Annotated in this window: 18 protein-coding genes and 1 pseudogene; 12 read left to right on the plus strand and 7 right to left on the minus strand. The window is 58.8% G+C overall.

Going from position 1 to position 25,807, the window contains the following annotated elements:
* Positions 1-2 precede the first annotated feature (2 nt).
* From FYC77_RS12305 to FYC77_RS12325, 5 genes are all read left to right on the plus strand, one after another.
* Positions 3-2,279 (plus strand): FlaD/FlaE family flagellar protein, encoded by a 2,277-nt coding sequence (locus FYC77_RS12305; RefSeq protein WP_149081795.1) that lies wholly within the window; start codon positions 3-5, stop codon positions 2,277-2,279.
* Positions 2,280-2,281: 2 nt separating this feature from the next.
* Positions 2,282-3,040, plus strand: coding sequence for an ATPase domain-containing protein (locus tag FYC77_RS12310; protein WP_149081796.1), 759 nt, complete (start codon positions 2,282-2,284; stop codon positions 3,038-3,040).
* Positions 3,041-3,050: 10 nt separating this feature from the next.
* Positions 3,051-4,724: a type II/IV secretion system ATPase subunit gene (locus FYC77_RS12315; RefSeq protein ID WP_149081797.1), complete on the plus strand. Its 1,674-nt coding sequence runs from the start codon at positions 3,051-3,053 to the stop codon at positions 4,722-4,724.
* 570 nt (positions 4,725-5,294) lie between these two features.
* Entirely contained in the window at positions 5,295-7,070 is a 1,776-nt protein-coding gene (locus tag FYC77_RS12320) for an AAA family ATPase (RefSeq protein ID WP_149081798.1), read from the plus strand.
* Positions 7,071-7,297: 227 nt separating this feature from the next.
* On the plus strand, positions 7,298-7,540 hold the full coding sequence (locus tag FYC77_RS12325) for a hypothetical protein (RefSeq protein WP_149081799.1): 243 nt from the start codon (positions 7,298-7,300) through the stop codon (positions 7,538-7,540).
* Between the two features lie 115 nt (positions 7,541-7,655).
* Here FYC77_RS12325 and lpdA read toward each other — a convergent pair whose 3' ends face one another.
* The 4 genes from lpdA to pdhA all read right to left on the minus strand — a co-directional run bounded on the left by lpdA (position 7,656) and on the right by pdhA (position 12,937).
* Positions 7,656-9,125, minus strand: a complete 1,470-nt coding sequence (lpdA, locus tag FYC77_RS12330) for a dihydrolipoyl dehydrogenase (RefSeq protein WP_149081800.1) — start codon at positions 9,123-9,125, stop codon at positions 7,656-7,658.
* A gap of 75 nt (positions 9,126-9,200) precedes the next feature.
* Positions 9,201-10,820, minus strand: a complete 1,620-nt coding sequence (locus FYC77_RS12335; protein ID WP_149081801.1) for a dihydrolipoamide acetyltransferase family protein — start codon at positions 10,818-10,820, stop codon at positions 9,201-9,203.
* A gap of 1 nt (position 10,821) precedes the next feature.
* The gene (locus FYC77_RS12340; RefSeq protein WP_149081802.1) at positions 10,822-11,823 is read right to left on the minus strand and encodes an alpha-ketoacid dehydrogenase subunit beta; all 1,002 of its coding nucleotides are present in this window, start codon (positions 11,821-11,823) and stop codon (positions 10,822-10,824) included.
* A gap of 1 nt (position 11,824) precedes the next feature.
* The gene (pdhA, locus tag FYC77_RS12345; protein ID WP_149081803.1) at positions 11,825-12,937 is read right to left on the minus strand and encodes a pyruvate dehydrogenase (acetyl-transferring) E1 component subunit alpha; all 1,113 of its coding nucleotides are present in this window, start codon (positions 12,935-12,937) and stop codon (positions 11,825-11,827) included.
* 1,273 nt (positions 12,938-14,210) lie between these two features.
* Here pdhA and FYC77_RS12350 point away from each other — a divergent pair.
* Both FYC77_RS12350 and FYC77_RS12355 read left to right on the plus strand, forming a co-directional pair.
* Positions 14,211-15,455, plus strand: coding sequence for a metal-dependent hydrolase family protein (locus FYC77_RS12350; RefSeq protein ID WP_149081804.1), 1,245 nt, complete (start codon positions 14,211-14,213; stop codon positions 15,453-15,455).
* Between the two features lie 304 nt (positions 15,456-15,759).
* Positions 15,760-17,209 (plus strand): annotated as a pseudogene (locus FYC77_RS12355) (RNA-guided endonuclease InsQ/TnpB family protein).
* 94 nt (positions 17,210-17,303) lie between these two features.
* On the opposite strand, the gene FYC77_RS12360 reads toward FYC77_RS12355, so the two are convergent.
* Entirely contained in the window at positions 17,304-17,648 is a 345-nt protein-coding gene (locus FYC77_RS12360) for a TIGR04076 family protein (protein WP_149081805.1), read from the minus strand.
* A gap of 217 nt (positions 17,649-17,865) precedes the next feature.
* Here FYC77_RS12360 and FYC77_RS12365 point away from each other — a divergent pair, with 217 nt between their 5' ends.
* From FYC77_RS12365 to FYC77_RS12380, 4 genes are read left to right on the plus strand one after another with little or no spacing between them, the layout of a single operon-like run.
* On the plus strand, positions 17,866-18,807 hold the full coding sequence (locus FYC77_RS12365; protein ID WP_149081806.1) for an ABC transporter permease: 942 nt from the start codon (positions 17,866-17,868) through the stop codon (positions 18,805-18,807).
* A 9-nt stretch (positions 18,808-18,816) separates the two neighbouring features.
* A complete protein-coding gene (locus FYC77_RS12370; RefSeq protein ID WP_149081807.1) occupies positions 18,817-19,716 on the plus strand; it encodes an ABC transporter permease in 900 nt (299 codons plus the stop codon).
* 2 nt (positions 19,717-19,718) lie between these two features.
* Positions 19,719-20,768, plus strand: a complete 1,050-nt coding sequence (locus FYC77_RS12375) for an ABC transporter ATP-binding protein (protein WP_149081808.1) — start codon at positions 19,719-19,721, stop codon at positions 20,766-20,768.
* A complete protein-coding gene (locus tag FYC77_RS12380; protein ID WP_149081809.1) occupies positions 20,752-21,756 on the plus strand; it encodes an ABC transporter ATP-binding protein in 1,005 nt (334 codons plus the stop codon). Before FYC77_RS12375 ends, FYC77_RS12380 begins: the two co-directional genes overlap by 17 nt.
* A 62-nt stretch (positions 21,757-21,818) precedes the next feature.
* Here the strand turns inward: FYC77_RS12380 and FYC77_RS12385 are convergent, their stop codons facing one another.
* Both FYC77_RS12385 and FYC77_RS12390 read right to left on the minus strand, forming a co-directional pair.
* Positions 21,819-23,492, minus strand: coding sequence for an ABC transporter substrate-binding protein (locus FYC77_RS12385; protein WP_149081810.1), 1,674 nt, complete (start codon positions 23,490-23,492; stop codon positions 21,819-21,821).
* A gap of 233 nt (positions 23,493-23,725) precedes the next feature.
* Entirely contained in the window at positions 23,726-24,757 is a 1,032-nt protein-coding gene (locus tag FYC77_RS12390) for an aldo/keto reductase (RefSeq protein WP_149081811.1), read from the minus strand.
* A 214-nt stretch (positions 24,758-24,971) separates the two neighbouring features.
* On the opposite strand from FYC77_RS12390, the gene FYC77_RS12395 reads away from it, so the two are divergent.
* Entirely contained in the window at positions 24,972-25,766 is a 795-nt protein-coding gene (locus tag FYC77_RS12395; RefSeq protein ID WP_149081812.1) for an IclR family transcriptional regulator, read from the plus strand.
* Positions 25,767-25,807 lie beyond the last annotated feature (41 nt).

Consider the following 25,807-nt stretch of genomic DNA (forward strand, 5'->3'; position numbering starts at 1 on the left):
CCATGTTACTGTCCATAATCGGTAATATACTCGGAAACGAGGACGACGACGGGAGTACTGACTCCGGGAACGGTGATGACCCCCTCGCGGACGGCAATCTCGCGGGAGGGATGAGCGAGGAGGCGCTCATGCCCGGAACGTCGACGGGCGGCGGCGAGAGCGCCACCGACGGCGGCAGCGGGAGTATGGGTGGCGGGATGGATGACGCCGATCTCTTCGACGACGGCTCCGGCTCCGACGATACTCTCCTCGGTGACGACGGTTCCGGCTCCGACGACGACCTCCTCGGCGAGGGCGACGAAATGGGCGGTGAGGCCGAATTCGAGATGGGCGACGGCGGTGACGCGACGTTCGACGGCATGGACGAGGATACCGGCGGCGTCTCGAGTGAGATCGAAGCTCGCGTCGAGGAGATGGAAAACGAGGTCGGTTCGCTCTCGTCGACGGTCAACACGGTCCAAAGCGAGAACGAACAGATCGGCGAATCCTTAGAGGAGATCGAAGAGAACATCCGGAAACTCCTCGAGGTGTACGAGATGGTTACACAGGGTGTCAACCCGTTCGTCGAGGGCGATTCGTTGAGCGACACGTTCGACGGCGGTGCCCAAGGATCGGGCAACTTCGGCGGCCAGAGTTTGTTCGACGGCCAAGACGACGGCGACGACCAGGAGGACGTCGACGAGGACATCGCGAACGCCGAAGCGGAGGCGTTCCTCGACGAGAGTTTGATCGACGACGAGGACGACGAGGAGTTTGCCGACCCCGAGGAGGGCGACGAATTTAGCGACCTCGACGAAGACGACGAGTTTGCCGACCCCGAGGAGGGCGACGAATTTAGCGACCTCGATGAAGACGACGAGTTTGCCGATCTCGAAGCGGACGACGAAACCGACGACGATGGCGGCGACCTCTCGTTTGACGAGTTAAAGTCACAGTACGACTCCGGCGATGCCGACTGGGAGGACGAGGAAGACGTCGGTGCGGATTCAGCCGACTCTGGTTCCGAACTAGACGCCGAGTCCGACTCCGAACTGGACGAGCCGGACGACCCATTCGACGACGTGCAGGCGGACGACGAGTCGGACGACCCACTGGCTGCGGACGATTCCCTGGCGGAACCCGATGCCGACGGTGACGACCTCGAGACCGACGACGCCGGCTTCGAGGCGGACGATCCCCTGCCAGCGGACGCTGGCGGAGCGGCCGTCGACGACGCCGACGCATCCGAGGAACCGTCACTTCCGGACCCGCCGTGGGACGATGGCGGCCGGCCGTATCTCGGGTCGATCCCGTCGGCGTACGACACCGAGTTCGTCGTGATGGACTGGCTCGACTACCTCGTCGACGAGGTCGGGTTGAACGGGGCGGCGCGGACGATTCGATTTTACGGCTCGATTCGATGGATCGATCCATCCGTCGAGTCCTACCTGCTAACGACCTTAAACGGGTTCGAGGACGGCCCTGACGTCGACGATCCCGAGCCGAGTTCCGCACTCGGCGTCGACCACAAACGAAGTCTCTGGTGGATCAACCGGATCGCGACGCCCGAGAAAAAACGTGTCCCATTCGATCAGTGGCTGGTCGAAGAGGGCGTTACGGACGACCGGCCTGACGATCTCGAACCGTCCACGACCGGGGATACCGTCGAGGATGCCAACTCGAACGTGACCGAGGAGTCCGACTCGTTCGCACCGACCGACTCTCCCGCGGAGATGGAGGTTTCGTTCACCGAAGAAGCGATCGACCCGCCGTCGCCCGACGCCGACGGACACTCGCGCGAGACGACTGTCGATGCAAAGACGGATCGGGATGCCACCTCGCTCGAGCTGTCAACGGACGATTCGGTCGACGACGAAGACCGGGAGGCGAGTGCTGGATCCGCCTGCAAGATCCACATCGACGAATCCGAGTCGACCGGCCGGAGCGATTCGGTCGACGACGCTGACCGGTCGGTGGTCGAGGCGGACGAGCCCGACCGTCCGGTTGTCGCCGACCGGGACGCGCCGGAGCGCGACCAGCGGATGATCTGGGTCGACTCGGACGTTATCCTCTCGGAGTCGGGGATCGAACTCCGAGAACCACGTCCCGACCACGACGAGGCCACCGCTCGATCGGTCCTTGAACCGGGTGCACAGTCGGAGGTCCGTGAGGTCGAGCGGGGCGACCGTGAATCCGTCAAACCGGTCGTCGAACGCGGCGGGGATTCAGAACTCGAGCGGTGGCAAGTCGAACTAATCACGTCGCTGTTCTCTGGGGCTGACGAGGGGCCACGACGATAGGTATGAGTCACCAAAATAATATCTTCTCTATCGGTCTCGACGATCGCGATCGCCTCAACAAGGAACTCGGTGGCGGCATTCCGACCGGAAGTATCGTCCTGATGGAGGGCGATTACGGGGCGGGAAAGAGTGCGATCTCACAGCGGTTCACCTACGGGCTGTGCGAGACGGGCAAGTCAGTGACGTTTCTCTCGACGGAACTCGAGGTCAAGGGGTTCGTCGATCAGATGAACTCGCTGAACTACAACGTCGAGGAACACCTGCTGTTCGAGAACCTGTTGTTCCTCCACGGCGATTTAGACAGCGGTGGCGTGCTCTCTTCCGATCCCGACGAGCAAAACCGGCAGGATCTCCTTACCGACCTCATGGACGAGGAGACGATCTGGTCGGCGGACGTGATCATTATCGATACGTTCGACGCGATACTGCGCAACGATCCGAAGTTCGAGGCGCTGGTCCGGGAAAACGAGGAACGTCAGGCCGCTCTCGAGATCATTTCCTTTTTCAGGAACGTGATCTCCCAGGGGAAAGTCGTCATCCTCACGGTCGACCCTTCCACCGTCGGCGAGGAGGCGATCGGTCCGTTCCGGTCGATCGCGGACGTCTTTATCGAACTCGAGATGATCGAGGTCGGCAACGATATCCGGCGACAGCTGTTTATCAAGCGCTTTGCCGGGATGGGCGAACAGGTCGGTGACCGCGTCGGTTACTCGGTTCGGTCCGGTGTCGGAATCGTCATCGAGAACAGGAGCGTCGCCTGATTTCCAGTCAATGACTGAAATGGGAACGCCGAAGCCGTCGGACGAACTCCAGGAGCTGGCGGCTCGTCGGCCGCATCTTCGCGAGCACCTGAAGAAGTTTCGCCAGATCACCGGCGAGTTTCCGATACTGATCAACGAGCCGACTTCGGAGTACGAGGCTGAACATCCGAACGTGTTGTATCCCGTCGGTGGTCCGATCTACAGTCACGTCTACGGCGACGTCGGAACGAAGATGCAGTACTTCGCCGTCGAACCGACGCTCTCCGAGGACGAACAGGTCGTTTTCTCTCACGTCAAAGACTCGTTGCTTCGCCGAAGCGCGAGCAAGCAGGCTCCGGAGAAGGAAGCGGAGTACGACGATCGGATCGAGGAACTGCTCGAGGAGTCGACCCACATCAAAGGCGAGGAGGTCGACAACATCATCGAGCAGCTCAAAGTCAGGTTCCACCCGGGGATTCAGGAGGTCTCTCGGGAGACCTACGAGAACATCCGCTATCGGTTGAATCGCGACATCGTCGGACTTGGTCCACTCGAGCCGGTCATGCGGGATCCGGCGAACGAGGACATCCACGTGATCGGACCCAGCGAGTGTTACGTCGACCACGGCGTCTACGGCATGGTCGAGACGACCGTCGACTTCGGCACCAGGGAGGAGTTCGACCGCTGGCTGTCGAACATGGGTGAGCGCATCGGGAATCCGATGACGGATGCGGAGCCGATCATCGACTCGACGTTGCCGGACGGATCGCGTCTGAACGTCATTTACAGCGACGACGTAAGCGTCAAAGGACCGAGCCTCACGATCCGCCAGGGCGACGAGGTTCCGCTTACCGTCACCCAGATTACGAACTGGGGGACGCTTTCGCCGGAACTGGCTGCGTATCTGTGGCTCTGTCTCGAAAACGAGCGGACGGTGTTCGTCGTCGGCGAGACGGCCTCCGGCAAGACGACGACGCTGAACTCCATTATGTCCTTTATCCCGCGGGATTCGAAGATCTACACCGCGGAGGACACGGCTGAGGTGTTGCCACCCCACGACACCTGGCAGCAACTGTTGACTCGAGAGAGCCAAAGCGAGGACAGCGTCGACGTCGACATGTTCAATCTCGTCGAGGCCGCACTCCGTTCTCGCCCCGAGTACATCGTCGTGGGCGAGGTTCGTGGTGAGGAGGGCCGAATGGCGTTCCAGGCGGCCCAGACCGGCCACCCGGTCATGCTGACGTTCCACGCCAGCGACATCGTCTCGATGATCCAGCGTTTTACCGGGGACCCGATCAATGTCCCCGAGACGTTCATGGACAACGCCGACGTCGCGCTGTTCCAGAACCGCGTCAAGCAAGGAGACGACGTGCTCCGCCGGGTGACGAGCGTCCAGGAGATCGAGGGCTACTCCGAGCAGATGGATGGCGTCGTCACTCGACAGGTCTTCTACTGGGACCCTGTCGAGGACGAAATCGTCTTCCAGGGGATGAACAACTCCTACGTGCTCGAAGAACAGATCGCGACCCTCCTCGGCTACGCGGACACCCGGGACATCTACGACGACCTGCAGTTCCGCGCCGACATCATCGAACGCATGATCCAGGAGAACATCCTCGAGTACCACGAGGTCAACTCGACCATCGACGCCTTCCAGCGTGACGGCGTCGAAGGGCTGCCGTTCCACGCGACGCGACCGGACTAGTACCGCCCGCTCGTCGTTCGATCCTGCGCGTTCGCTCTCTCCGAGTGTTCCCTTCCGTGCGTTCGTCTGCCCTGATTGCTGTCCCGATGGTCTCTCGATTTCGAGGGTTCGATCGTGACGGTGTACGGCTATCTCGCTTTCTGTCGGCTGTTTTCGGGTCGCGTTTCGCGTGCTGGGGTGTGAATTTCTCCACCTCACGAATGGGATAGCTACCTCAGTCACCTATTCTAAATAGTTGGCTATTGCAACTATTGTGGACGCGGAACAACTGAATCGATCTACCACCGCTCGTAGCTGTCTCTCGGCGTCCGGCCCGTCCGCTCTCCGGGTCGATACTCTAGTGATCGTTTCAACGATTACTATAGCGAACGGGTGTGCAACGACGTTCAGTGGCTACTACGGCTTACACGACGAGCGGCCGTTCCGTTTACGGATCCGCAATAGCTGAATCCTCGAGTTCGACCACGGGGAAACCAGCGGCGAACCCGAAGCTACTATTGAACGTACTTCGTTTTTTACCTAACTCGGAGCCGTGCGGACGGATCCACGACCAACTCGAGACTCGCAACTATGTCTGAGACAGATGCGGATACGGATCAACAACGGAGCTATCAGTCGTTCCCCAACGCGACGGTAACGTGTCGGATCGTCCGGGTGGAATCGAACTATCTTCACGCAGTTGTCCTCGATTCGGATACGAAACTCGTCGAACTCCCCGACGGCGTGTCCGAGGACGGCGTTCGAACACACCCGTCCGTTCAGCTTCTCTCCCAGTACGGTGACTCGGAGTTCACGCAGTCGATGCAATCGCTCCGTCCGGGGAACGTTATCCAGGCGGAACTCCTGGGTGATTTCGTCGTCAACGATCCCGTCGCTCACGTCCGACGATTCCAGAAGGAAACGGACGATCGGTTGTCGTTCGTCGCCGGAGCCGCCGATACCGATAGTTTCGTCCTCGATATCGTCGGTAAAACAGGGGTCGACCCTGGGCAGTATTTCGACGGCGAGATCACGAACGTTGGGTTGGACAACGCTGTTGGGCTAACGGTTTACACGTGCGATGAAGAACGGTTCGCGGAAGCGTACAACGGTTCGGCTCACCTGGTCGTAAATTCGTTCGACGAGTCGGTCGACGGGAACGAAGTAACCGACGTGATCTTCGTCAACCCGACGAACACACCGTTCGCTCTCGTCTTCAAACTGTTCAGCAAAACAGACGGACGCGCGTTAGTTCAAAAGATTCTCGACGAGATCGAGCCGAAATCCCTTCACCATTACGCGAGGGAACTGGAGAAGGAGTCGTTCGAACTGTCGGAACGACCGAACTTCCGGGTCACTCACGTTCCACAACTGACCGAGGGGACGATCACTCCGATGAAGACGGCTCGAGTGAGGGATCCGTCAGAATCGACGGAGTCGCCGTCTGAATCACCACAGCCGCCGGAACCGCCGTCTGAAACAACACAGCCGCCGAAACCCGCCCCCACGGGGAACGGACAGAATCGGCCAGCACAGAGTGAGGGGATGGACTCCGTCCAGGAACTGATCGATGCCTGTACGTACGACTGGTCGACGTCGACGAGTACGACGCTGGACGAATACGGCGGGCGCAGGGAACTCTGTCGGTCAGTTCGACGCCGGATCATCATCCCGTACCGGGATCGACGTGAGCAGGCCGAAGAGCTCGGCATTCCGATCCCGAGTCTGTTGCTCTATGGACCACCCGGAACGGGAAAGACGTACCTCGCGGAGGCTATCGCGGGCGAACTCCCGTATCCGAGTGCGTTCCTGAGCGGGGGAAACATCCTCTCGGAGATCGTAAACGAGACACCGAGTCAGATATCCACACTGTTCGAAGAAGCGGATGCCCTGGCGGCTGACGCAGGTGGCGTGGTCCTCTTCATCGACGAGATCGATTCCGTTCTCAGGGCGCGAAGCAGCGTGAATCAGCACAACGAAGATCGAAAGGCCGTCAACGAATTTCTCAACCACCTGGAGGGTGCCGGAGAGCGGGGGATCTTGTTTATCGGTGCCACGAACGAGTACGATCAGATCGATCCCGCTGCGCTCAGTCGATTCGACGAGACGATCCGAATCGGCAAGCCGGATGCCCAGACGCGAAAGGAGATGTTCGCGGTCCAACTTCGAGAACGACCACACACGATCTCCGAATCCGAAATCGAAACGCTGGCATCTGGGACGAAGGGGTTCACCGCCCGGGACATCAAGAAAGTCGTCACCAACGCCGCTCGAGACACGCTCATCGATGACGAATCGTCGACGATTTCCTACGAGTTCCTGCGCCGATCGGTAATCGAGTACGGGGCGTCGTCGGAGGATGGGTGACCGTACTACAAAGCGGTCGTATATTGGGAGTGGTGTGTTGGCGTTCGGTCTGGCGCGGGTGATCTCCCGGACAGTGAGGTATGTGCGCTAACCTGGCTGCCCTCCATACAGAAAAGATATGGGAACGAGGTAGTCGCCCTTTCTACCATATAGAATATGTGTCCTGTAGCGTTCATATCGCTCGAGACTGAGACTCGAGTCGCTGGAGTGGCGTCTGGGGAGAGGGTGTGCTAACCGAGACCGACGGTATCAGGGACGTCGTAATTCTCGATCAGTCCTTCACCCTGCTCGGGCAGTTTTCGGAGCCGGAAATAACCGCGTGTGGTGTTGATCTGTTCGATTCGAGGGAAAGCTACCCCGAACCGCCAGTCCCGTCGATCGTCCGACCGACGGTCCGTCTCGTCGCGTACAACGCGTTTCGAAACACTACCGTCAGCAGGCTACGGATCGAGTTCGTTCACCACACGTAAACAGCTCTTTGCGATCGTTGGTGCCAACCTCTATCCACTCATAATTGTCCCTGAATCCGAGGGATCAGCGAGAACGACGAGCGACCAGCGCCAAAGCGTCGGACGACAGACTCAGTTACCGGTTCAGTGTGTGGATCGCTTCCCCGAGTGCGTTCTCGGCCGCTTCCATCACCGACTCCGACAGCGTCGGGTGAGCATGAACCGTCGAGGCGACGTCCTCGAGTGTCGCGCCGAGTTCGATCGCGAGGCCGAGTTCGGCGATCAGTTCGGAGGCCTCGGGCCCGACGATGCTCGCGCCGAGTACGTAGCCCGCCTCGGCGTCGGCGACGACCGTGACGAACCCGTCCGACTCGCCGGTCGTCAGCGCGCGACCGCTGGCCTGGAACGGGAACTGCCCGGTAACCGTCTCGAAGCCGGAGTCGATGGCCTCCGCCTCGCTCAGCCCGATCGTCGCGATCTCTGGATCGGTAAAGACGACGGCGGGTATCGCCTGGTGGTCGATCGCCGCGGGCTCGCCTGCGATAACTGCGGCGGCGACTGCACCCTCCGCACTGCTTTTGTGGGCGAGCATCGGTTCTCCGGCGACGTCGCCGACGGCGAAGATGTGCTCAGTGGATGTGCGTGCTTGCGAATCGGTCTCGACGAAGCCGCGCTCGTCGGTTTCTACACCGGCGGCCGCGAGGTCGGGCGTGTCCGAGACGGGTTCGCGACCGACGGCGACCAGGACACTGTCGGCCTCGAGACTGAGAGCGTCGCCGGTGTCTGTCGTTTCGCCGGCTGCGACACCGCCGTCGGTCGCGGCCCGTTCGGCGAGGACCCGAATCCCGCCGTCGTCGCCGTGCTCGTGCCACTCCGAGGCCGTGTAACCGAACTCGAACTCGATGCCGAGATCGTCTGCTCGCTGTCTCACTGGCCGTGTCAGATCGTCGTCGTACCCAGGCAGGATCGAGTCACGCATCTCGATCACCGTCACGTCGGTTCCGAGTTTGGCGAAAACGCTCGCCAGTTCCATTCCGATGTACCCGGCTCCGACGATGACGAGCGAGTCGGGAACGGACTCGAGGGCGAGTGCCTGCCGTGAGTTCAGAACGGGTTCGTCCGCGTAGGAGAAGTTCGGGATTTCGATCGGGCGCGAGCCAGTGGCGACGATGGCGTGTTCGAACGACACCGTTTCCGAGCCCTGCCCGTCACCGTCGTGTGAGACGCGAACGGTGTTCTCGTCGACGAACGTCGCGGTTCCTTCGAGCAGGTCGACGCCGTTGGCTTTACAGAGCTTCTCGACGCCACCGGTCAGTTGCTCGACGATGTCGTCTTTCCAGTCGACCATCTCGCCGAAGTCGACGTCGGGGTCGGCGTGGATCCCCATCTCCTCGGCGTAGCGTGCCTCGTGAGCGACGTCCGTTGCGCTAATCAACGCCTTCGACGGGATACAGCCGTGATTGAGACAGGTGCCGCCGTAGGCGTCCTTTTCGACGAGCGTCACGTCTAGCTCGAGCTGGCCGGCACGAATCGCGGCTACGTAGCCGGCCGGCCCAGCACCGATAACCAGAACGTCCGTTCCGGTCGTGACGTCACCGACGACCATCGGTTTCGACCTCGTTCGTGGGAATGTGTCGTAATATCATGGAATCTCTCTCGTCTGAATGGAAGTTCGGATCGATCATTCGAGCAACAGCAACTCGGGGTTTTCTAGATGCTCTATGACCGTGTTGGTAAACCTCGCACCGACTGCGCCGTCGATCAGTCGGTGATCGAACGACAGCGAGAGCGTCAGTACCGAGCGCGGCTCGATCGACTCCTCGCCGTTTTCGTCGGTGACGACGCGTGGTTTCCGTTTGATCTCGCCGACCCCGAGGATACCCGATTCCGGGTAGTTTAGGATCGGTGTCGCGTACTCGCCACCGATCCCGCCGACGTTCGTGATCGTAAACGTCGACCCGCGGAGTTCGCTCGGACTGATCGAGCGTTCACGTGCCTTTTTGGCCAACTCGTTCGTCTCCGAGGACAGCGACAGCAGCCCCTTCCGATCGGCGTTCTCGACGACCGGGACCATCAACCCGTTGTCGGTTGCTGCCGCGATTCCGATGTTGTAGTAGTCGCGATAGACGATCTCCTCGTTTTCCTCGTCGAGGACGGCGTTCATCTCGGGATACTCTTTGAGGGCAGCGATGACCGCTTTCGTGATAAACGGCATGTACGTGAGGTTTATCCCCCGCTCCTCGGCACGTGGTTTGAGTCGCTCGCGTGTCTCGACGAGCGCCGTCACGTCGACTTCGTCGTGGTGAGTGACGTGAGGGGCACTGTACTTGGATTCGACCATCGCCTCGGCGATTCGCTTTCGAACGCCCTGGAACGGCTCGCGGCGTTCGGACTCGCCGGGGGCGAACGCATCCGTCCCGGCTCCGCCGACTGGTTTGCCGGCTTCGACCGCCGCTCGATCGGCGTCCTGCGCTCGTTTCTGGGCCGCCGCGTAGTTCTCGACGGCTTCGCTGGTGACGAACGCCTCTCCCTCGCGCTCCTCGACCGCCGGAACCGAATCGAGGTCGATCCCCTTCTCACGGGCGATCCGTCTGGTCGCGGGGGCGGCGAGTGTCCGATCCCTGTCCGCCGACTCGAGCGACGATGGTGGGGGGCTCGTCGCTCTCGAGTCGGTCTCGGGGCCTGTCCTCGTGTCGGCGGTTGTCTCCGCGTCGGAAGCCGCTGTGACGTCTGAACCCGTCTTCGCGTCGGAATCGGCAGGTGCGTCTGCGCTCGTAACCCCGCTGCCAGTGCTCGCCTGCGAGTCGCCGGCAACGGCACTACGAACGTCGGCGGCGGTGATCCGGCCGCCGGGGCCACTTCCCTGGATCGACGTCAGATCGATCCCCTCCTCGCGAGCCAGCCGCCGAACTCGCGGTGGCGCGAAGACGCGGTCCTGGGGCGTGGCAACCTCGTCGGCCTCCGCGCCGGTTGCGTCGGGGCTCCCGGCACCGTGCTCTGCTGATTCGGGGTCGTCCCCGGCCGTGTCGGCGGCGTCATCGGTCGATTCGACTGGCTCCTCGCCATCGACGTCGAAGGTTACGAAGACGTCTCCGACGGGAATCACGTCGCCTTCCTCGTACCGAAGCTCCCGAATCGTCCCGTCGACGGGGGAGGGAACGTCAACCAGCGCCTTGTCCGTCTCGACCTCGGCGATCGGCTGGTCTTCCGAAACCGCGTCGCCCTCTTCGACCAACCAGCTAACCAGTTCGCCCTCTGCAACACCCTCGCCGACGTCCGGTAGTTCGAATTCCCTGACCATGTCAGAACTCCGTGACTGTTCGGATGCCGTCCTCGATGCGCGTCGCCTCGGGGAGATAGAACTCCTCGAGTGAGTACAGCGGGAACGGAACGTCGAACCCGGTAACTCGTTCGATCGGTGCCTCGAGGTAGAGCAACGCTTCCTCCTGAATCCGTGCGGTGACCTCGGCCCCGAGTCCGACCGACTTCGGGGCTTCGTGAACGACGGCGCTCCGTCCGGTCTTTTTGACCGACTCGACGATCGTCTCCGTATCGAGCGGGGACAGCGATCGAAGTTCGACGACCTCGACCGATATCTCGTCCTCGACGTTCTCGGCGGCCTCGAGCGTCGGCGGGGTCATCGAGCCCCAGGTAAACACCGAGACGTCCGATCCCTCGCGACGGACTGCTGCGTCGCCGATCGGGACGGTGTAGGACTCCTCTGGAACCTCGTCTTTGAAGCCGCGATACAGCCGCGCGGGCTCGAGGAAGACGACTGGGTCCGGATCGCGAATTGCGCTGGTCAACAGCCCCTTCGTGTCGTAGGGTGTACTCGGGACGACGACCTTCAGACCTGGGTAGTGTGCGAAGAAGGTCTCGGTGGACTCCGAGTGGTGTTCGGGTGCGCTAATCCCTCCGCCGTAGGGCGTTCGGATGACCATCTGACAGCTGTACTGGCCACAGCTTCTCGCCCGCAGCCGCGCGGCGTGGTTGATGATCTGCTCGAACGCCGGGTAACTAAAGCCGAGGAACTGCATCTCGGGGACGGGTTTCATCCCGTGGGCTGCGAGGCCGACGGCGGCACCGGCGATACAGCTCTCCGCGAGCGGGGTATCGACGACGCGATCCTCACCGTACTCCTCGTAGAGACCGTCGGTTGCCCGGAAGACGCCACCGTTCTGTCCGACGTCCTCGCCGAGAACGATGACGTCGTCGTCTCGAGCCATTTCGGATCGGAGTCCGTCTTGAACCGATTCAACGATCGTAAGCGACTGCGTGTCTTGGTCTGAGTCTGTCGTAGCCATGTTACTCGTGGTCGGTAAGTTCGTCGTCGCCGTACGTTTCGCGGAGGTACTCGAGCTGTTCGCGCTGGTCTTCGAGCAGCGGGGTCGCCTCTTCGTAGACGTGGTCGAACATCTGTTCGGGATCCGGCGGTTCGGTCGATTTGACCGTCTCGATTACGTCCGCGAGTTCGTCTTCGACGCTCGAGCGGATCGCATCGTCTTCCTCTTCGTCGAGACGTCCGGTCTCGATGAGATACGTTCGGAATCGGGGGATCGGATCCTTCTCCTGCCACTCTTCGGGTGGTTCGTCCCCGCGGTACTTGGTGGGGTCGTCGGCGGTGCTGTGGGCTCCCAGTCGGTACAGCATCGCCTCGATGAACGTCGGTCTGAGTTCGTCGTCGGCTGGGGATTTGGCCTTTTCGACGGCGGTCCGCATCACGTCGTAGACGGCCAGTGGATCCATCCCGTCGACCTGGATGCCCTCGAACCCGTACCCCTGAGCACGGCTCGCGAGGGAATCGGCCGCCGTCTGCTTTTCGAACGGGACCGAAATCGCCCACTGGTTGTTCTGACAGAAGAAGACGTTCGGCGTGTCGAACACGCCGGCGAAGTTCATCGCTTCGTGAACGTCTCCCTGACTGGTCGCGCCGTCTCCGAAGTAACACGCGTACACACTTTCGCTGTCGTTTACCAGTGAATCAGCCCACGCGAGGCCGACAGCGTGTGGTGGTTGTGAGCCGACCGAGCCGTTGATCGGGAACACGTTGACGTCGTCGGGAATGGCGTTTCCTTGCTCGATTCCCTTGTAGTAGAGCAAGATGTTCCCCAAGTCGAGCCCGTGTACGTGCAAGGCAGCGTGATCCCGATAGCTCGGAATCACCCAGTCTTCCGGCTCGAGGGCGTGAGCGCTTGCAACTTGCGCGGCCTCGTGGCCGTACAGCGGCGGAAAGGAACCAATCTCGCCGGTTCGGTTGAGCTTGACCGTTCGTCGGTCGAACCGACGAGCGAGGTACATGTCACGATACAACTCGAGCATCGTGTCATCCGTCATCGATGGATGGTCGACGTCCTCTAATGGCATTCCGTCCGTGTCGATGAACTGAACTCGATCGGAAGGTTGCCGAAGTGTACTCATGATACGAAACTATATTACGGCAAGATTCATGAAATATATTTTTGCTCCCTTCTGTATCCCATTGGGCAATAACTGACATTGACGCTCAGTCTTTGGTACGATCTGTGATGACTGATTGCCGGTCGATCGCCCGTCGGTCTGCACTCGACCGGTACTGACTCGTAATCGTCCGCATGAAACAGTTCGATGTTCGAACGGTTATCGCTACTCTCGAGTTTCGGTTACTCTGATCGAGAACTGATTCTCATACGGTTTCACGTCAGGTAGTTCCGGTGCACCCGCCGCACTGGCTGCGGTTTCGCCGGTCGATCGGCACCGCAATCCGCATCACATGAACTGTGCTTCGAAGCCGGTCTTATCCTGTGACGATACTAATAATATAATTGTCTCGTTTCCATCTTCGATTGCGTTTGCCTGTTGAGTGATTGATGTGGTCACTGCGCGTTATATAGTTGTATAAAACAAACAACACTCCCCTGCCGACCGTCCGATTTCTCAGCCACGAGTTGTGGGGACAGCCAACTCACATCTATAGCGTATCAAACCTATTTACGATCGGGTTTCGCTCGACGTAATCAAGTTAATAGCTCGACGAAAGCCGAGTGACGATAGTCTGGTGGCCGTAGCAATCGAGAAAAAACGCTGGCTCTGAGACCCCATCTATCTCGGCTAACCGATACAGGACTGTCGCGGCCAGCTCGGTTCCTTGTCGTCCGATCGCTGCGACGCCAAACACGATCTCGGATCGAAGTTACTTGTAGTATGTGTACAAGACTAATCGCTGGTGATCGTGATCGCAGTCTCAGCAACCGCGACCTGCGACGGATTCGCCGTCGACCGAATCGATACGTTGCAGAAAATGAACAAATTTGCTGTCTGATTATCGTCTGAGAACGACTCACGCTGATCAACGAAGAGTCGTTTGGCTCCCGAAGCGACGTCCTGTCGTGTGGTTTCGGACGACGAACATCCTGACGGGCGTCGCCGTCCTCTCGTACCGAATGTTGTACCGATCTACCGGCACGATCGCAGGACTGCTTGTGGTCGCACTGGAACTGACTGACAGTAGACCGTATCAAGGCGCTCGAGACTACGGTACTGATACGGTCTTCGATGGCTGATTGCCGGTCGATCGCAGACCGACGGGTGATCGACCGGGACGGACTCATGACGGTCCGTATGATGCGTTTGGCGGGAACGGCCGGACACGTCAGTCAAATCTACATTTTGCACAACGTATTAGTCGGCCCGCGCCGATTCTCGGAACGACACGATGTGTACAAAGGTTATCGAGTGCCATACACTAGTAGATGGCATCAGTGACACGCCGGTCGACGATGCACGTCTCGTCGTCGACGACGGTCGGATTCAAGCCGCAGGACCGAAGGAGTCGGTTGCTGTCCCCGATGGCGCTGAGATCGTCGATCATTCGGAGCAAACGATCACTCCGGGGTTCATCGATGCGCACGTTCACCTGAACGGAACGCGATCGTTCTCCCCGTACGAACGCATTTCTCAGGACGTTCCGTACAAAACAGCGGTCGCCACGACCGATGCAAAGCGGCTCCTCGAGGCGGGATTCACTACGGTTCGGGACGTCGGCAGTGTGGCCGCCCTCGGACTCAGAGATGCAATCGACGCTGGCGAAATTCCTGGCCCACGGATACACGCGGCTGGGCGTGCATTCTCACAGACCGCTGGCCACGTCGACATGCACTCGCTGCCCCACGAGTGGGTCGACGAGGATCGAACGCTGGGCGTCCTGGCGGATGGCGTCCCCGAGTGTCGAAAGAAAGTCAGGCAAGAGCTTCGACGCGGGGTCGACGTCGTCAAGATCATGACGACCGGGGGGATGGCGTCGGAGAAAGATACGCCGGATCACGTTCACTACACGGACGAAGAGATTCGGACGTTCACCGAAGAGGCACACCGACTCGACGTTCCGGTTGCGACACACGCACAGGGTGCAGCAGGTATCAACGCCGCAATCCGGAACGGAGTCGACACCATCGAACACGCGATCGGGTTCGACGACGAGGGAGTCGAGCTTGCCACCGAACACGGCGCGACGCTCGTCCCGACTCTCAGTGCAATCTACCGTCTCGCACACGACGGACCGGAGCACGATCTCCCCGACTACCACGTTCGAAAGGGGAAAGAGTACGTCGACATCCACGCCGAGTCGATCGTTCGAGCGTACGAGGCGGACGTTCCCATCGCACTTGGGACCGACTGCAACGGTTCGTACCTTCACCCCCACGGCGAGAACGGGATCGAATTCGAACTGCTGGTCTCACAGGTCGAGATGAGCGAAATGGACGCGCTCAAAGCGGGAACGAGCGTCGCCGCCCAGGCGCTCGAAGACGATTCGATTGGCTCACTCGAGCCAGGGAAGTACGCCGACATGGTCGTTCTGGACCGGAACCCCCTCGAGGATATCGAAGCGGTTCGGGACGACGTCGCCGCCGTCTACAAGGGCGGGGATCGGGTCGACTCGCGTGGCCCCGTGGACGCGTGACCAGTTGACCTCCTGATCTTTCCTCCGAGTTTCCGAAGAACGGGCGTTTCGTAAGGATCGTTGCAACGACAGGCCCGGGATCTACCTGTAACAGCGCGAGAGTCCCGCCCTTCCCGTGAGGGACGAGTGTTCCGACATCCGGTCGGAACCGAGGACCGAACAGGGCGGGCGTGAAGCGCGTAACCTTTAGTGAGATTCTGCCGAAAGCTCGCTGGCCCTGAGTCACCAACAAGACGGACGAGTTTCACTTCCACTGCGGATGGCTGACATTCAAACCAGAAGCGGACGTATACAGGAGTGGCTGATGAAGCGTACCAACACGTTCGCCGTGCGACCGCTCTCCGACGACGATGAGCAGGTGCTACGGGACCTGTTGGACGCTTCCGCCGCTCTCTGGAACGAAGTCAACTTTCAGCGTCTCATGCGGTACTGAGCGGAGCAAAGCTCCGCGATGTCCGCAAATCTACGATTTGCTTGACAACGACGAAAACGGCTTCGAGGGCGACGTGTTCGAGGCTGATACAGGCCGACTCGAAGGGAAGTACAAAGGCGTTCTCGGTGCGTCCACTGCCCAACAAGTAATTGGAAAAAACACCGAAGCGTGGAAGTCGTTTTTCACGCTCAAAGACCAGTATCACGACGAGTCAAACACGTCGGTCACGGAACACCCGGGGCCGCCGGGATTCCGTGGGAACGAAGACGACGGACGTGTTCTCAAAGGCGTCATTCGCAAAGATGCGTACACTGTCGAATGGGGCGCTCGCTCCCGACTTGAGATCGTTGTCGGAGAACAACTCCGAGACAGGCACAACAGCCCAAAAAGCCGTCTCCGGTTGGAAGTCGTCGGCGACCCGAACTGGCCCGACTACGAGGACCAGAGCCGGTTAGACCTGTGGTACGGCGAGACTGATAGCACCTTCCGAGCTTCGCAACCCGTGACTGTTTCTGACGATGCACGGGGCACTCCACTGGCCGACCACAAGGCCGCTCTGGACATTGGTGCAAACAATCTCGTCGCCTGTACCACGACGACCGGCGACCAATATCTGTACGAAGGCCGCGAGTTGTTCCAGCGGTTCCGTGACACGACACGAGAAATCGCCCGGTTACAGTCGAAATTGCCCGAGAGACGAAGTCTCTCGGAATCACGGAAGACTTCGTCTTCCGAACGACTCGAAGAAGGCCGATACAGTAGCGAGCGTATCCGGCGGCTGTACCGGAAACGGACCCGCCGCCGCGACCACGCTCAAGAAGCACTGTGTCGTGACCTGCTCGAACGACTGTACGCCGAGGGTGTGGACACGGTGTATATCGGTGGCCTGACCGACGTGTTGGATACACACTGGTCAGTCGAAACGAACGCCAAGACGCACAACTTCTGGTCGTTCAAGAAGTTTACCGAGCGTCTAGCCTGTACCGCCGAGGAATACGGTATCTCCGTAGAGGTCCGGTCGGAAGCGTGGACCAGCCAAGAGTGCCCGCAATGCGGTTCGACAGACCGAACGACACGGCATCAGGACACGCTCACCTGCCCGTGTGGGTTCGAGGGGCACGCCGACCTTACGGCTTCAGAAACGTTTCTGAGACGGCACACAGAGAAGGCAGTCAGGCCGATGGCACGGCCCGTGCGGTTCGAGTGGGACGACCACAACTGGTCGGAGTCACCACGCTCTCACGAAAGTCCCAAAGAACAGCGCACAGACCCGAGTACCGTCCACCGTGACGGGAATGTTGCCTCCGGGGAATCGGCATAGCCGAGACTCCCACGAAGGAAACCGCGCCGTTTACGACGCGGAGGATGTCATGGATCGATCGGGTTGTTTCGCCGCTGCGTTCCCACTGTCCGTCTCAATCCGTGGTCTCGAGGTCTTCTCCCGAGACGTCGTCGTGGTTGAACTCGCGCGTTCCGATTCGGGTTATCTCGAACACGCCGCCGACGTTCGGGTCCGGTCCTGCCACTCTGGTATCCGTCGTCATCCAGTCTTTCTCCCCGGTTTCGCGCTGCTTGGCAGGAAGGAGTGGGAGCAGGGACGAAAGCGCATAGAGCGAAAACGTCTGGCCCTCGGGCAGAACGATCTCTTCGCCGTGTACCTCGAAGTAGTCCCCGACTTCGTAGCTTGAAACGGCGTCGCCAGTTATTTCTACGCACTCGACTCGCAGGTCGTATAGAGTGAACGTATCGTCCTCTGTCATCAGCTATCGTTTGCCATATCGACTATGGAGAATTAAACCTTTCCACCTCGAAGACCTGATAATCGAGACTGGCTGTCGGTGTCTCCCCCTCAATCCGAGATTTCAGAGCTACATTCACGGATCTCCACTGTTCGGTCCCCTGACTGAAACTCACTCACCAGGACTGCCCAATCGGTAATACTATTACTGTAGAATATCTCCTATGTGATGTCGACTCATGCTAAAGTACGTCATCCGACGGTTACTGGTAATGATACCAGTCCTCCTTGGAGTCACTGTTCTTATTACACTACTCATCAATCTCTCACCGGGAGATCCCGCTCGAGCGGCACTCGGTGCACAGGCGGATGCACAGGCGGTCGCGAACCTTCGCCAGGAAATCGGGTTGGACCAACCGGTGTACATTCGGTACATCGAGTGGGTCGCCGGTGTTCTTCAGGGTGATCTCGGGACGTCGATCGTGACTGGTGAGCCGGTAAACCAGATGATCATGGAACGGTTGCCCGCCACGCTGGAACTGTCGATCGTTGCAATCGCCATCACGTTCGTTATCGCACTGCCGTTGGGCGTGATCAGCGCCGTCCGTCAGTACACGTGGATGGATACCGGATCGATGGTCTTTGCGATTTTCTGGCTCTCGATGCCCTCGTTCTGGCTCGGGCTGATCCTCATCTTACTGTTTTCCGTCGAACTGGGAATCACGCCGATATCCGGCCGCAGTGGGACAATTTTCACGGTAGAGTGGCTGAGTTATCTCGCGTTACCGGCGTTTGCGATCGGGGCTCGTCGGGCGGGCTTGTTGACGCGGTTGACGCGTTCTTCTATGCTCGAGATCATCAACGAAGAATACATTCGCACAGCTAAGGGGAAAGGAATCGGTGGTCGTGCGGTCATCTACACGCATGCGATGAAAAACGCGATGATACCGATCGCGACGCTCGTCGGATTGCAGATACCGATGGTTCTCTCGGGGTCGGTGATCATCGAATACGTGTTCTCCTGGCCGGGAATCGGTCGGCTACTGGTCGATTCGGTCAGCCGCCGTGATTATCCGGTGGTTCAGGGGATCGTTCTGGTGTACGCCGTTATCGTGTTGTTTGCGAACCTGATCGTCGATATCGCGTACACGCAGTTCGACCCACGAGTGACCTACGACTAACTTACCACAATGAGCTCTAAAACGAACCAATCGATACTCGGTCGACTCCGTACTTCAGCAACGGCTCTCAGAGAGAACAAGGTGTTGCGCCGCATTTTCCGGACGAAAACCGGGTTGATCGGCGCGTCGATAACGATCGGACTCGTAATGGTTGCCATCTTTGCACCGGAGATTGCCCCGTACGATCCGATCGAACAGAACTACGGCAGCGTAAACCAGGCCCCCAGCCTGTCCCATCCGTTCGGAACGGACCGATTCGGTCGGGATATCTTCTCGAGGGTGATATACGGATCCCGGTACGCCCTCGGTCTCGGCGTCGGCATTGTTGCGATCCAGGTGCTGATCGGCGTTCCGCTCGGACTGATCGCGGGCTACTACGGGGGCCACATCGAGGCAGCGATCATGCGTCTCGTCGATATTACGTTGGCGATTCCCGGAATCGTGCTGGCGCTCGCTATCGCCGGGATGCTCGGCGGTGGACTCGTCCCGCTGATCGTTGCCCTTGCAGGCGTCGGGTGGCGTGGCTTCGCTCGCCTCGTTCGCGGTGACGTAAAGAGTGTCATGGAAGAAGAGTACATCGAAGCTGCAAACGCGGCCGCGGTGAGCGACGTCAGAATCATGCTTCGTCACATTCTGCCAAACGCCAGCGCAAGCATCATCGTCTACGCGACGCTAACGTTGCCGTCAGTGATCCTTCAGACGGCTGCGCTGTCGTTTCTCGGTCTCGGTATCCAGGCACCTGCCCCCGAGTGGGGGGCGATCATCGAAGCCGGACGTGGTCAGCTCGCGACCGAATGGTGGATTTCGACCTTCCCCGGGTTTGCGATTATGATCGTCGTCATTGGGTTCAACGCGCTCGGTGATAGCCTGCGCGATGCGCTCGATCCCAAACAATCCAGACCGTTCTAACCATGACAGAACCACTCCTCGCAATAGACGACCTCAACGTTCGATTCCGGACCGAAGACGAACCAGTATACGCGTTAAACGGTGTCGACATAACAATCGAACATAACGAAGTGATGGGGATTATCGGTGAAAGTGGCTGCGGGAAAAGTGTGACCGCTCTCTCGGTGTTACAGTTGCTGCAGTCACCACCAGCAGAGATCATCGGCGGCGAGATCAGGTACAAAGGGGAGAATCTCCTCGAGCGGTCCGATTCGGAGATGGACGAGATCAGAGGGAACGAGATCAGTATGATCTATCAGGATCCGATGAAGGCCCTCAACCCGGTGCTTACGATCGGCCAACAGGTGACCGAACCGCTGTTGGCTCACCGGGACGTCACCAAAGACGAGGCCATCGACGAGGCGATCGAGATGCTACGGGCCTGCGGGTTAGCGGATGCAGAGCGACTCGTCGACGAGTATCCACATTCGCTCAGCGGGGGAATGCGCCAGCGTGTCATGATCGCGATGGGGTTGATAACGAAACCAGACCTGCTGATCGCCGACGAACCGACGACGGCCCTCGACGTTACGACGCAGGCAAAAATCCTCGACCTCCTGGAAGACATCAGCGACGAGTTCGACATGTCGATCATGTATATCAGTCACAACCTCGCGACGGTAAGTGAGGTGGCAGATCGCATCACGGTGATGTACGCCGGAACTGTCGCAGAGCGATGCACGATGAACGAACTCTTCGAACTACCGTTGCATCCGTACACGCGAAAACTGATCGAGAGTATCCCGAAACTCGATACTGTCCACGAGCGTCTCCCGGCAATCGAGGGATCGGTCCCAACGTTCAACGAACCACCGTCAGGTTGCCCGTTTGCGTCTCGCTGTCCACAGTACATTGGCTCGGCCTGTGACGAGGTCGTTCCACAGGCGCAACCGCCAGGCGAAGCGTACGACGTCGAGGCAGAGCACACCGTTGCCTGTCACCTCTACACTGACGCGAGCAGCGAGAAACCACCATGGACCACCGAGGAACAAACTCATGACTCAGCGTACTGAACGAGATCGAACGGACGCGACGGATTCGATACTAGCAGCGAACGACGTGTGTAAGTACTTCCCGGTCAACGGCGGGATACTCAACCGACAAGTCGGCTCCGTCAAAGCGGTCGACGGCGTTTCGCTCGAGATCGCCGACGGAGAGACGCTCGGTCTCGTCGGTGAGTCGGGCTGTGGCAAGTCGACGCTCGCCAGAACGTTGCTCCGGTTGCACGAACCGACCGACGGTTCGATCCACTACCGCGGTGAGGATATTACGGCTGCGTCGTCTTCGCGCATGCAGGAACTGCGCGCAGACATGCAAATAATATTTCAGGATCCTGGCTCGAGTCTCAACCCGAGAATGACGGTCGAAGAATGCATCGAAGAGCCGATGCAGTCACTGACTGACTGGTCGAAACACGAACGGAAAGACCGGATCGCCGAACTGATCACGGAAGTCGGCCTTACTGAAGACCATCTCTCACGGCCCCCTCATAAGCTCAGCGGCGGCCAACAACAGCGCGTTGGTATCGCTCGAGCACTCAGTATCGAACCGAAACTCGTGGTCGCCGACGAACCAACGAGCGCCCTCGACGTAAGCGTTCAGGCGAACATTCTGAACCTCCTGGACGATCTCCAGTCGGAATACGATCTCACCTATCTGTTCATCAGTCACGACCTCAGCGTCGTTCGCCACATTGCAGATCGGATCGCGGTCATGTATCTCGGGGAGATCGCGGAAATCGCTCCCACGGAAACACTCTTCGAGGACCCAAAACACCCCTACACCAGGGCGCTCCTCTCGTCGGTTCCCCGGGCGACACCCGAATCCATGGAGGACAGAATACTGCTCGAGGGATCCGTTCCGAGCCCGGAGAACCCACCGGCCGGCTGTAAGTTCCATACGCGATGTCAGGAGTATATCGGCGACATCTGCGAAACGGAGTGTCCGTCCCTCGAATCCGTTGGACCTTCCCACGAGTGTGCCTGCCACCACCACGACTAACAGTTCACTCGACCGTCCAGCGTTCGACGCTCGAAAACGACATTCAAAACGGAAATCCGGTTCTAGAATTCGACTTCGCGCCAGTGGAGATGGTACTGTCCCCACCAGAGCGGGTTCTCGGTCCAGGTATCGATCCCTTGTAACTGGGTGTCGTACCCGTAGTTTCTGTTGAGGAGGTTGAGGTTCACAGCGACGGCATCGTCGTGGAGTATCCGCTGGGCCTCCATTGCGGCGTCGTCGCGGGCGTCCGGGTCCGGGTCCGTCTGAATCTCGCCGATCAGATCGTTCACTTCGGGGTTGTCGTAATTCGAGTAGTTACGCCCTCCCTCGGAGACCCGCTCACTCCCGTGGTAGTATCGGGAGAGAACCGACGACGCAAACGGCGTGAAGCTCCCGCCACTGGTCGCAATGTGGTGTTCGTCGTTTTCGAGGTCGGTGTAGAACGTCGAGGCTTCGGGTGCGCGATAATCGGTCGCGATCCCGACGTCTGTAAGCATACTCTGGATCGCCTCGGCCATATTCTCGAGCAAACCCAGTGGGAACGACAGCAGATCCAGCTCGAGTTCTTCGCCGTCTCTCGACCGCACCGCTCCTTGTTCGTCGTTGGTCCAGCCCGCCTCCTCGAGCAGTTCGCGGGCTCGATCGGGATCGTATTCGTACGCCAGCTCTTGGTTTTCGGACTCGGAGAGTCCGCCGCCCCAGAATGGGGGGACGTACCCGTACAGGAGCTCACCTTCGCCGTCGAGACCGACCTGTAACAACGGTTCGCGATCGATCGCGTGTGAAATTGCACGGCGAACCTCGACCTCGTCGGTTGGTGAACGGTCGACGTTGATTGGAAGGAACGTCCACGTTCCCTGATTCCGCTCGACGTCGGTCCCATCGTTGGACTCGACCTCCCCGGTCTGAGCTAACGAGAGTTCGTATGCTGCGTCGACGTCGCCCACCATGAGTTCGTTCGTCAGTGTCGATGCCTCCGGAATGATTCGGATCTCGACCTCTTCGACGCTCGATTGCTGTTGTGTGGCGAAATCGGGCCCCCAATCGTAGTCGTCGTATCGCTCGAGACGGATGCGGTCTGCGGCTTCCCACTCGACGAATTCGTAGGGTCCAGTTCCGACGATCACCTCGCGGCCGAAATCGTCCCCTGCTTCTTCGACGGCTTCCCGCGAGACCATTCCGTGGAAATTACTGAACTCCGCGAGTTCCTGGAGCAACAGTGGAAACGGCGACTCCGTTTCGATCGTCAGTTCGTGTTCGCCAGTTACGTCGAAAGACGTAACGGGATCTAAATCACCCGAGTTGATTCCGATATCGATGATCCGATCGAAGTTCCACTCGACGACTTCGGCATCGAGTGGTTCGCCGTTGTGAAACGTTACGCCTTCTTGGAGCTGGAAGACGAACTCGGTCGCGTCCTCGTTAATTTCGTAGTCGGAAACGAGATGCGGTACCGGCTCGGCGTCCGGGTTGAGATAGAACAACGGCTCGTGAATCGCCGAGAGCGTCAATCGCTCCGGAATACGCGTCGATTCGTGGGCATCGAGCGTCGTCGGCTCGCTGTTTATCCCAACCGTCAGCTGGTCGGTATCGATCCCGCCGTTACCATTACCATTTCCGTTACCGTTCCCATTGTCGTCGGTCTCACCGAGACAGCCAGCCAGTGCACCCGCGCTTACACCAAACACGGTGAGGAGCCCCCGTCTATTGAGCTCACTGTGGTTGTTTTTCACCATTCCGTACCACACTTAGAGAGGAACATACATATAGTTAACTAATGGCATGAGAGTTGTTCTCTCTTGGGTGGAACCGGGGGTACGCGTATCGCTTCGGGGATACTTACGTTGGTAAGTACCGTAATCGTGTCATCGAGAACCAACCCTGGTCGGAGGCAGGTTGCGGTCGTTCACGAACACGACTCATACATTATATTCGCTCTTCCTCGTCACGGTAGTTCCTCTCGTTCAGTCTACGTGTTCGAATTGTACTTCATAATGTTCGCGTGTTTTGGGTCCTCACGCTCGGCGATATACACACCGCCGGGCACCCCGTCGAACTCGTCTAACGCTCGCTCGATTCGCTGCGTATCCTGACTGTCGAGTTTGAATTCGGTCGTTCGAAGGTTATCGTCGATGTGGTTGGTATTGCGAGCACCGACGATTGCAGAACAGACGCGTGGGCGTTGTAAGATGTATCGACTCGCAACATTGGCGATCGATACCTCGTGTTTGTCCGCAATGGTGGAGAGTTCCTCGAGTAGCATCTGGAAATCGGACCAGCTGCCGTTTTCTTCGATGATGAGTTTGTACTTGGTCAGTGACCGATTCTCCATCGGGTGCTCCGGTTCGGGTTCGCCGAGGTAGCGCTCCGTGAGAAAGCCGCCCGCGAGCGTTCCGTAACACAGCAACTTGATATCGTGTTCTTCACAGAAATCTACGAGTTCTCTCTCGGGTCGGTCGTCGAGGAGGGAGTACTGAACCTGATTGCTGATAACCGGAATACCTGCATCGATGAGTTCCTCGAGATGTCGGACGTCGAAGTTCGTTACGCCCAGGTGGTCGATTTTCCCATCTTTTTTCAAGTCGTGCAGTATCTCCATCGTTTTGACGTAGTTGTCGATCTCGTAGTCCCACCAGTGGAACTGAACGAGATCGAGAGAGTCAACGTTGAGCCGACGCCGGGAGCGGTCGATGATCCGCTCTACGTACTCGGGGGTAATACTGTCGAGTTTGCTTTTATCCGGGACGAACTTCGTATGAACGTTGATGCCTGGATAGCTGCCCGTTTCATCCCTGTACTGTTCGCGGAACGTTCCGAGTAGTTCTTCGACCCCGGTGTAGTGGTCAGCACAGTCGAACGTCGAGAAGCCGGCGTCGACGAACGTAAATAAGTCTTCGACCGGCGTGTTGGTCCGGTTATCGCTATGATCTTCGGCTAGTTGCCACGCACCGGTGATTATCGGCTCGATAGTGTAGCCGTCGGTAAGTCTCCGAGACTCCATAGCCCCATATTTTCCGGCCCACCTATTTATTAGTATTGAATTTATACATACTGCTTAAAACAGCCGGGAATATAGGGTGAATAATTCAGAAAATAACGACCAACGCTTTCGTATCGTTTGCAAACGGGTAGGTTGTCGGTCCAACCAACAGATCGATCACGTCGTTCGAATATGCGGAAGGTTGAAGTCTCTCTAACTCGTGTGGTTTCATAACATGGTGGATGGAACCGATCGACGAAACGAGGTACAGACCGCACACACGGCCTTCGATATTTTAGAATTGCTCAAGGAGACCGATGGTGCCGATCTCTCGACCGTCGCTTCACGACTGGATATCGCGAAGAGTACCGCCCATAGACACCTTTCGACGCTTCTCTCTCGGAACTACGTCGTAAAAGAAGGCGGTGAGTTCGTCGTGAGCCTCAAGTTCCTCGAGTTCGGCTCGTACGCGTCGAAACGGAAACCTGGATACGACCTTGCGACGGAACTGGTCGACCAACTTGCAGCGGAGACCGGGGAACACGTTCAGCTCTTCGTTGAAGAACACGGACAGGCGGTGTATTTGTACGGACAGGCTGGTGAACAGGCAGTCGAGAGCAGTCCGTTACTGGGTAAAAAGCTCCCACTCCATGCAACCGCGGGGGGAAAAGCGATCCTTGCCCGTCTCTCGGACGCACGCGTAGAGGAGATCATCGAACAACACGGTCTCCCCGCTCTCACGGAGAATACGATCACCGACGAAGAACGGTTGTGGGAGGAAATTCGGACCGTTCGTACCCAAAACTACAGCCTGAATCGAGAGGAAGACCACGAGAACTTGTGTGCGGTCGGTGTGCCGATTCGGAAGGGGAAAGATGGGATTTTCGCTGCGGTGAGTATTTCTGGTCCAACGCGTCGAATGCAGGGCAATCGTCTCGAAAACGAGCTTCCCACGTACTTACTCGGCCGGGCTAACGAACTCGAATTGAACATCCAGTTTTCGAAGACGTCGTCGAACGATTCGCTCTGATCCGTGTCATTCTACTCTCACATTCCGCATAGTGGAATCGA

It is taken from the genome of Natrialba swarupiae, from assembly GCF_008245225.1.
Lineage (GTDB): Archaea > Halobacteriota > Halobacteria > Halobacteriales > Natrialbaceae > Natrarchaeobius > Natrarchaeobius swarupiae.

What these genes read in the sequence shown, in the direction of transcription:
- FYC77_RS12305 (WP_149081795.1), top strand. Translation starts at nt 3, where the DNA reads ATGTTACTGTCCATAATCGGTAATATACTCGGAAACGAGGACGACGAC.
- FYC77_RS12310 (WP_149081796.1), top strand. Translation starts at nt 2,282, where the DNA reads ATGAGTCACCAAAATAATATCTTCTCTATCGGTCTCGACGATCGCGAT.
- FYC77_RS12315 (WP_149081797.1), top strand. Translation starts at nt 3,051, where the DNA reads ATGACTGAAATGGGAACGCCGAAGCCGTCGGACGAACTCCAGGAGCTG.
- FYC77_RS12320 (WP_149081798.1), top strand. Translation starts at nt 5,295, where the DNA reads ATGTCTGAGACAGATGCGGATACGGATCAACAACGGAGCTATCAGTCG.
- lpdA (WP_149081800.1), bottom strand. Translation starts at nt 9,125, where the DNA reads ATGGTCGTCGGTGACGTCACGACCGGAACGGACGTTCTGGTTATCGGT.
- FYC77_RS12335 (WP_149081801.1), bottom strand. Translation starts at nt 10,820, where the DNA reads ATGGTCAGGGAATTCGAACTACCGGACGTCGGCGAGGGTGTTGCAGAG.
- FYC77_RS12340 (WP_149081802.1), bottom strand. Translation starts at nt 11,823, where the DNA reads ATGGCTACGACAGACTCAGACCAAGACACGCAGTCGCTTACGATCGTT.
- pdhA (WP_149081803.1), bottom strand. Translation starts at nt 12,937, where the DNA reads ATGAGTACACTTCGGCAACCTTCCGATCGAGTTCAGTTCATCGACACG.
- FYC77_RS12350 (WP_149081804.1), top strand. Translation starts at nt 14,211, where the DNA reads ATGTGTACAAAGGTTATCGAGTGCCATACACTAGTAGATGGCATCAGT.
- FYC77_RS12360 (WP_149081805.1), bottom strand. Translation starts at nt 17,648, where the DNA reads ATGACAGAGGACGATACGTTCACTCTATACGACCTGCGAGTCGAGTGC.
- FYC77_RS12365 (WP_149081806.1), top strand. Translation starts at nt 17,866, where the DNA reads ATGCTAAAGTACGTCATCCGACGGTTACTGGTAATGATACCAGTCCTC.
- FYC77_RS12370 (WP_149081807.1), top strand. Translation starts at nt 18,817, where the DNA reads ATGAGCTCTAAAACGAACCAATCGATACTCGGTCGACTCCGTACTTCA.
- FYC77_RS12375 (WP_149081808.1), top strand. Translation starts at nt 19,719, where the DNA reads ATGACAGAACCACTCCTCGCAATAGACGACCTCAACGTTCGATTCCGG.
- FYC77_RS12380 (WP_149081809.1), top strand. Translation starts at nt 20,752, where the DNA reads ATGACTCAGCGTACTGAACGAGATCGAACGGACGCGACGGATTCGATA.
- FYC77_RS12385 (WP_149081810.1), bottom strand. Translation starts at nt 23,492, where the DNA reads ATGGTGAAAAACAACCACAGTGAGCTCAATAGACGGGGGCTCCTCACC.
- FYC77_RS12390 (WP_149081811.1), bottom strand. Translation starts at nt 24,757, where the DNA reads ATGGAGTCTCGGAGACTTACCGACGGCTACACTATCGAGCCGATAATC.
- FYC77_RS12395 (WP_149081812.1), top strand. Translation starts at nt 24,972, where the DNA reads ATGGTGGATGGAACCGATCGACGAAACGAGGTACAGACCGCACACACG.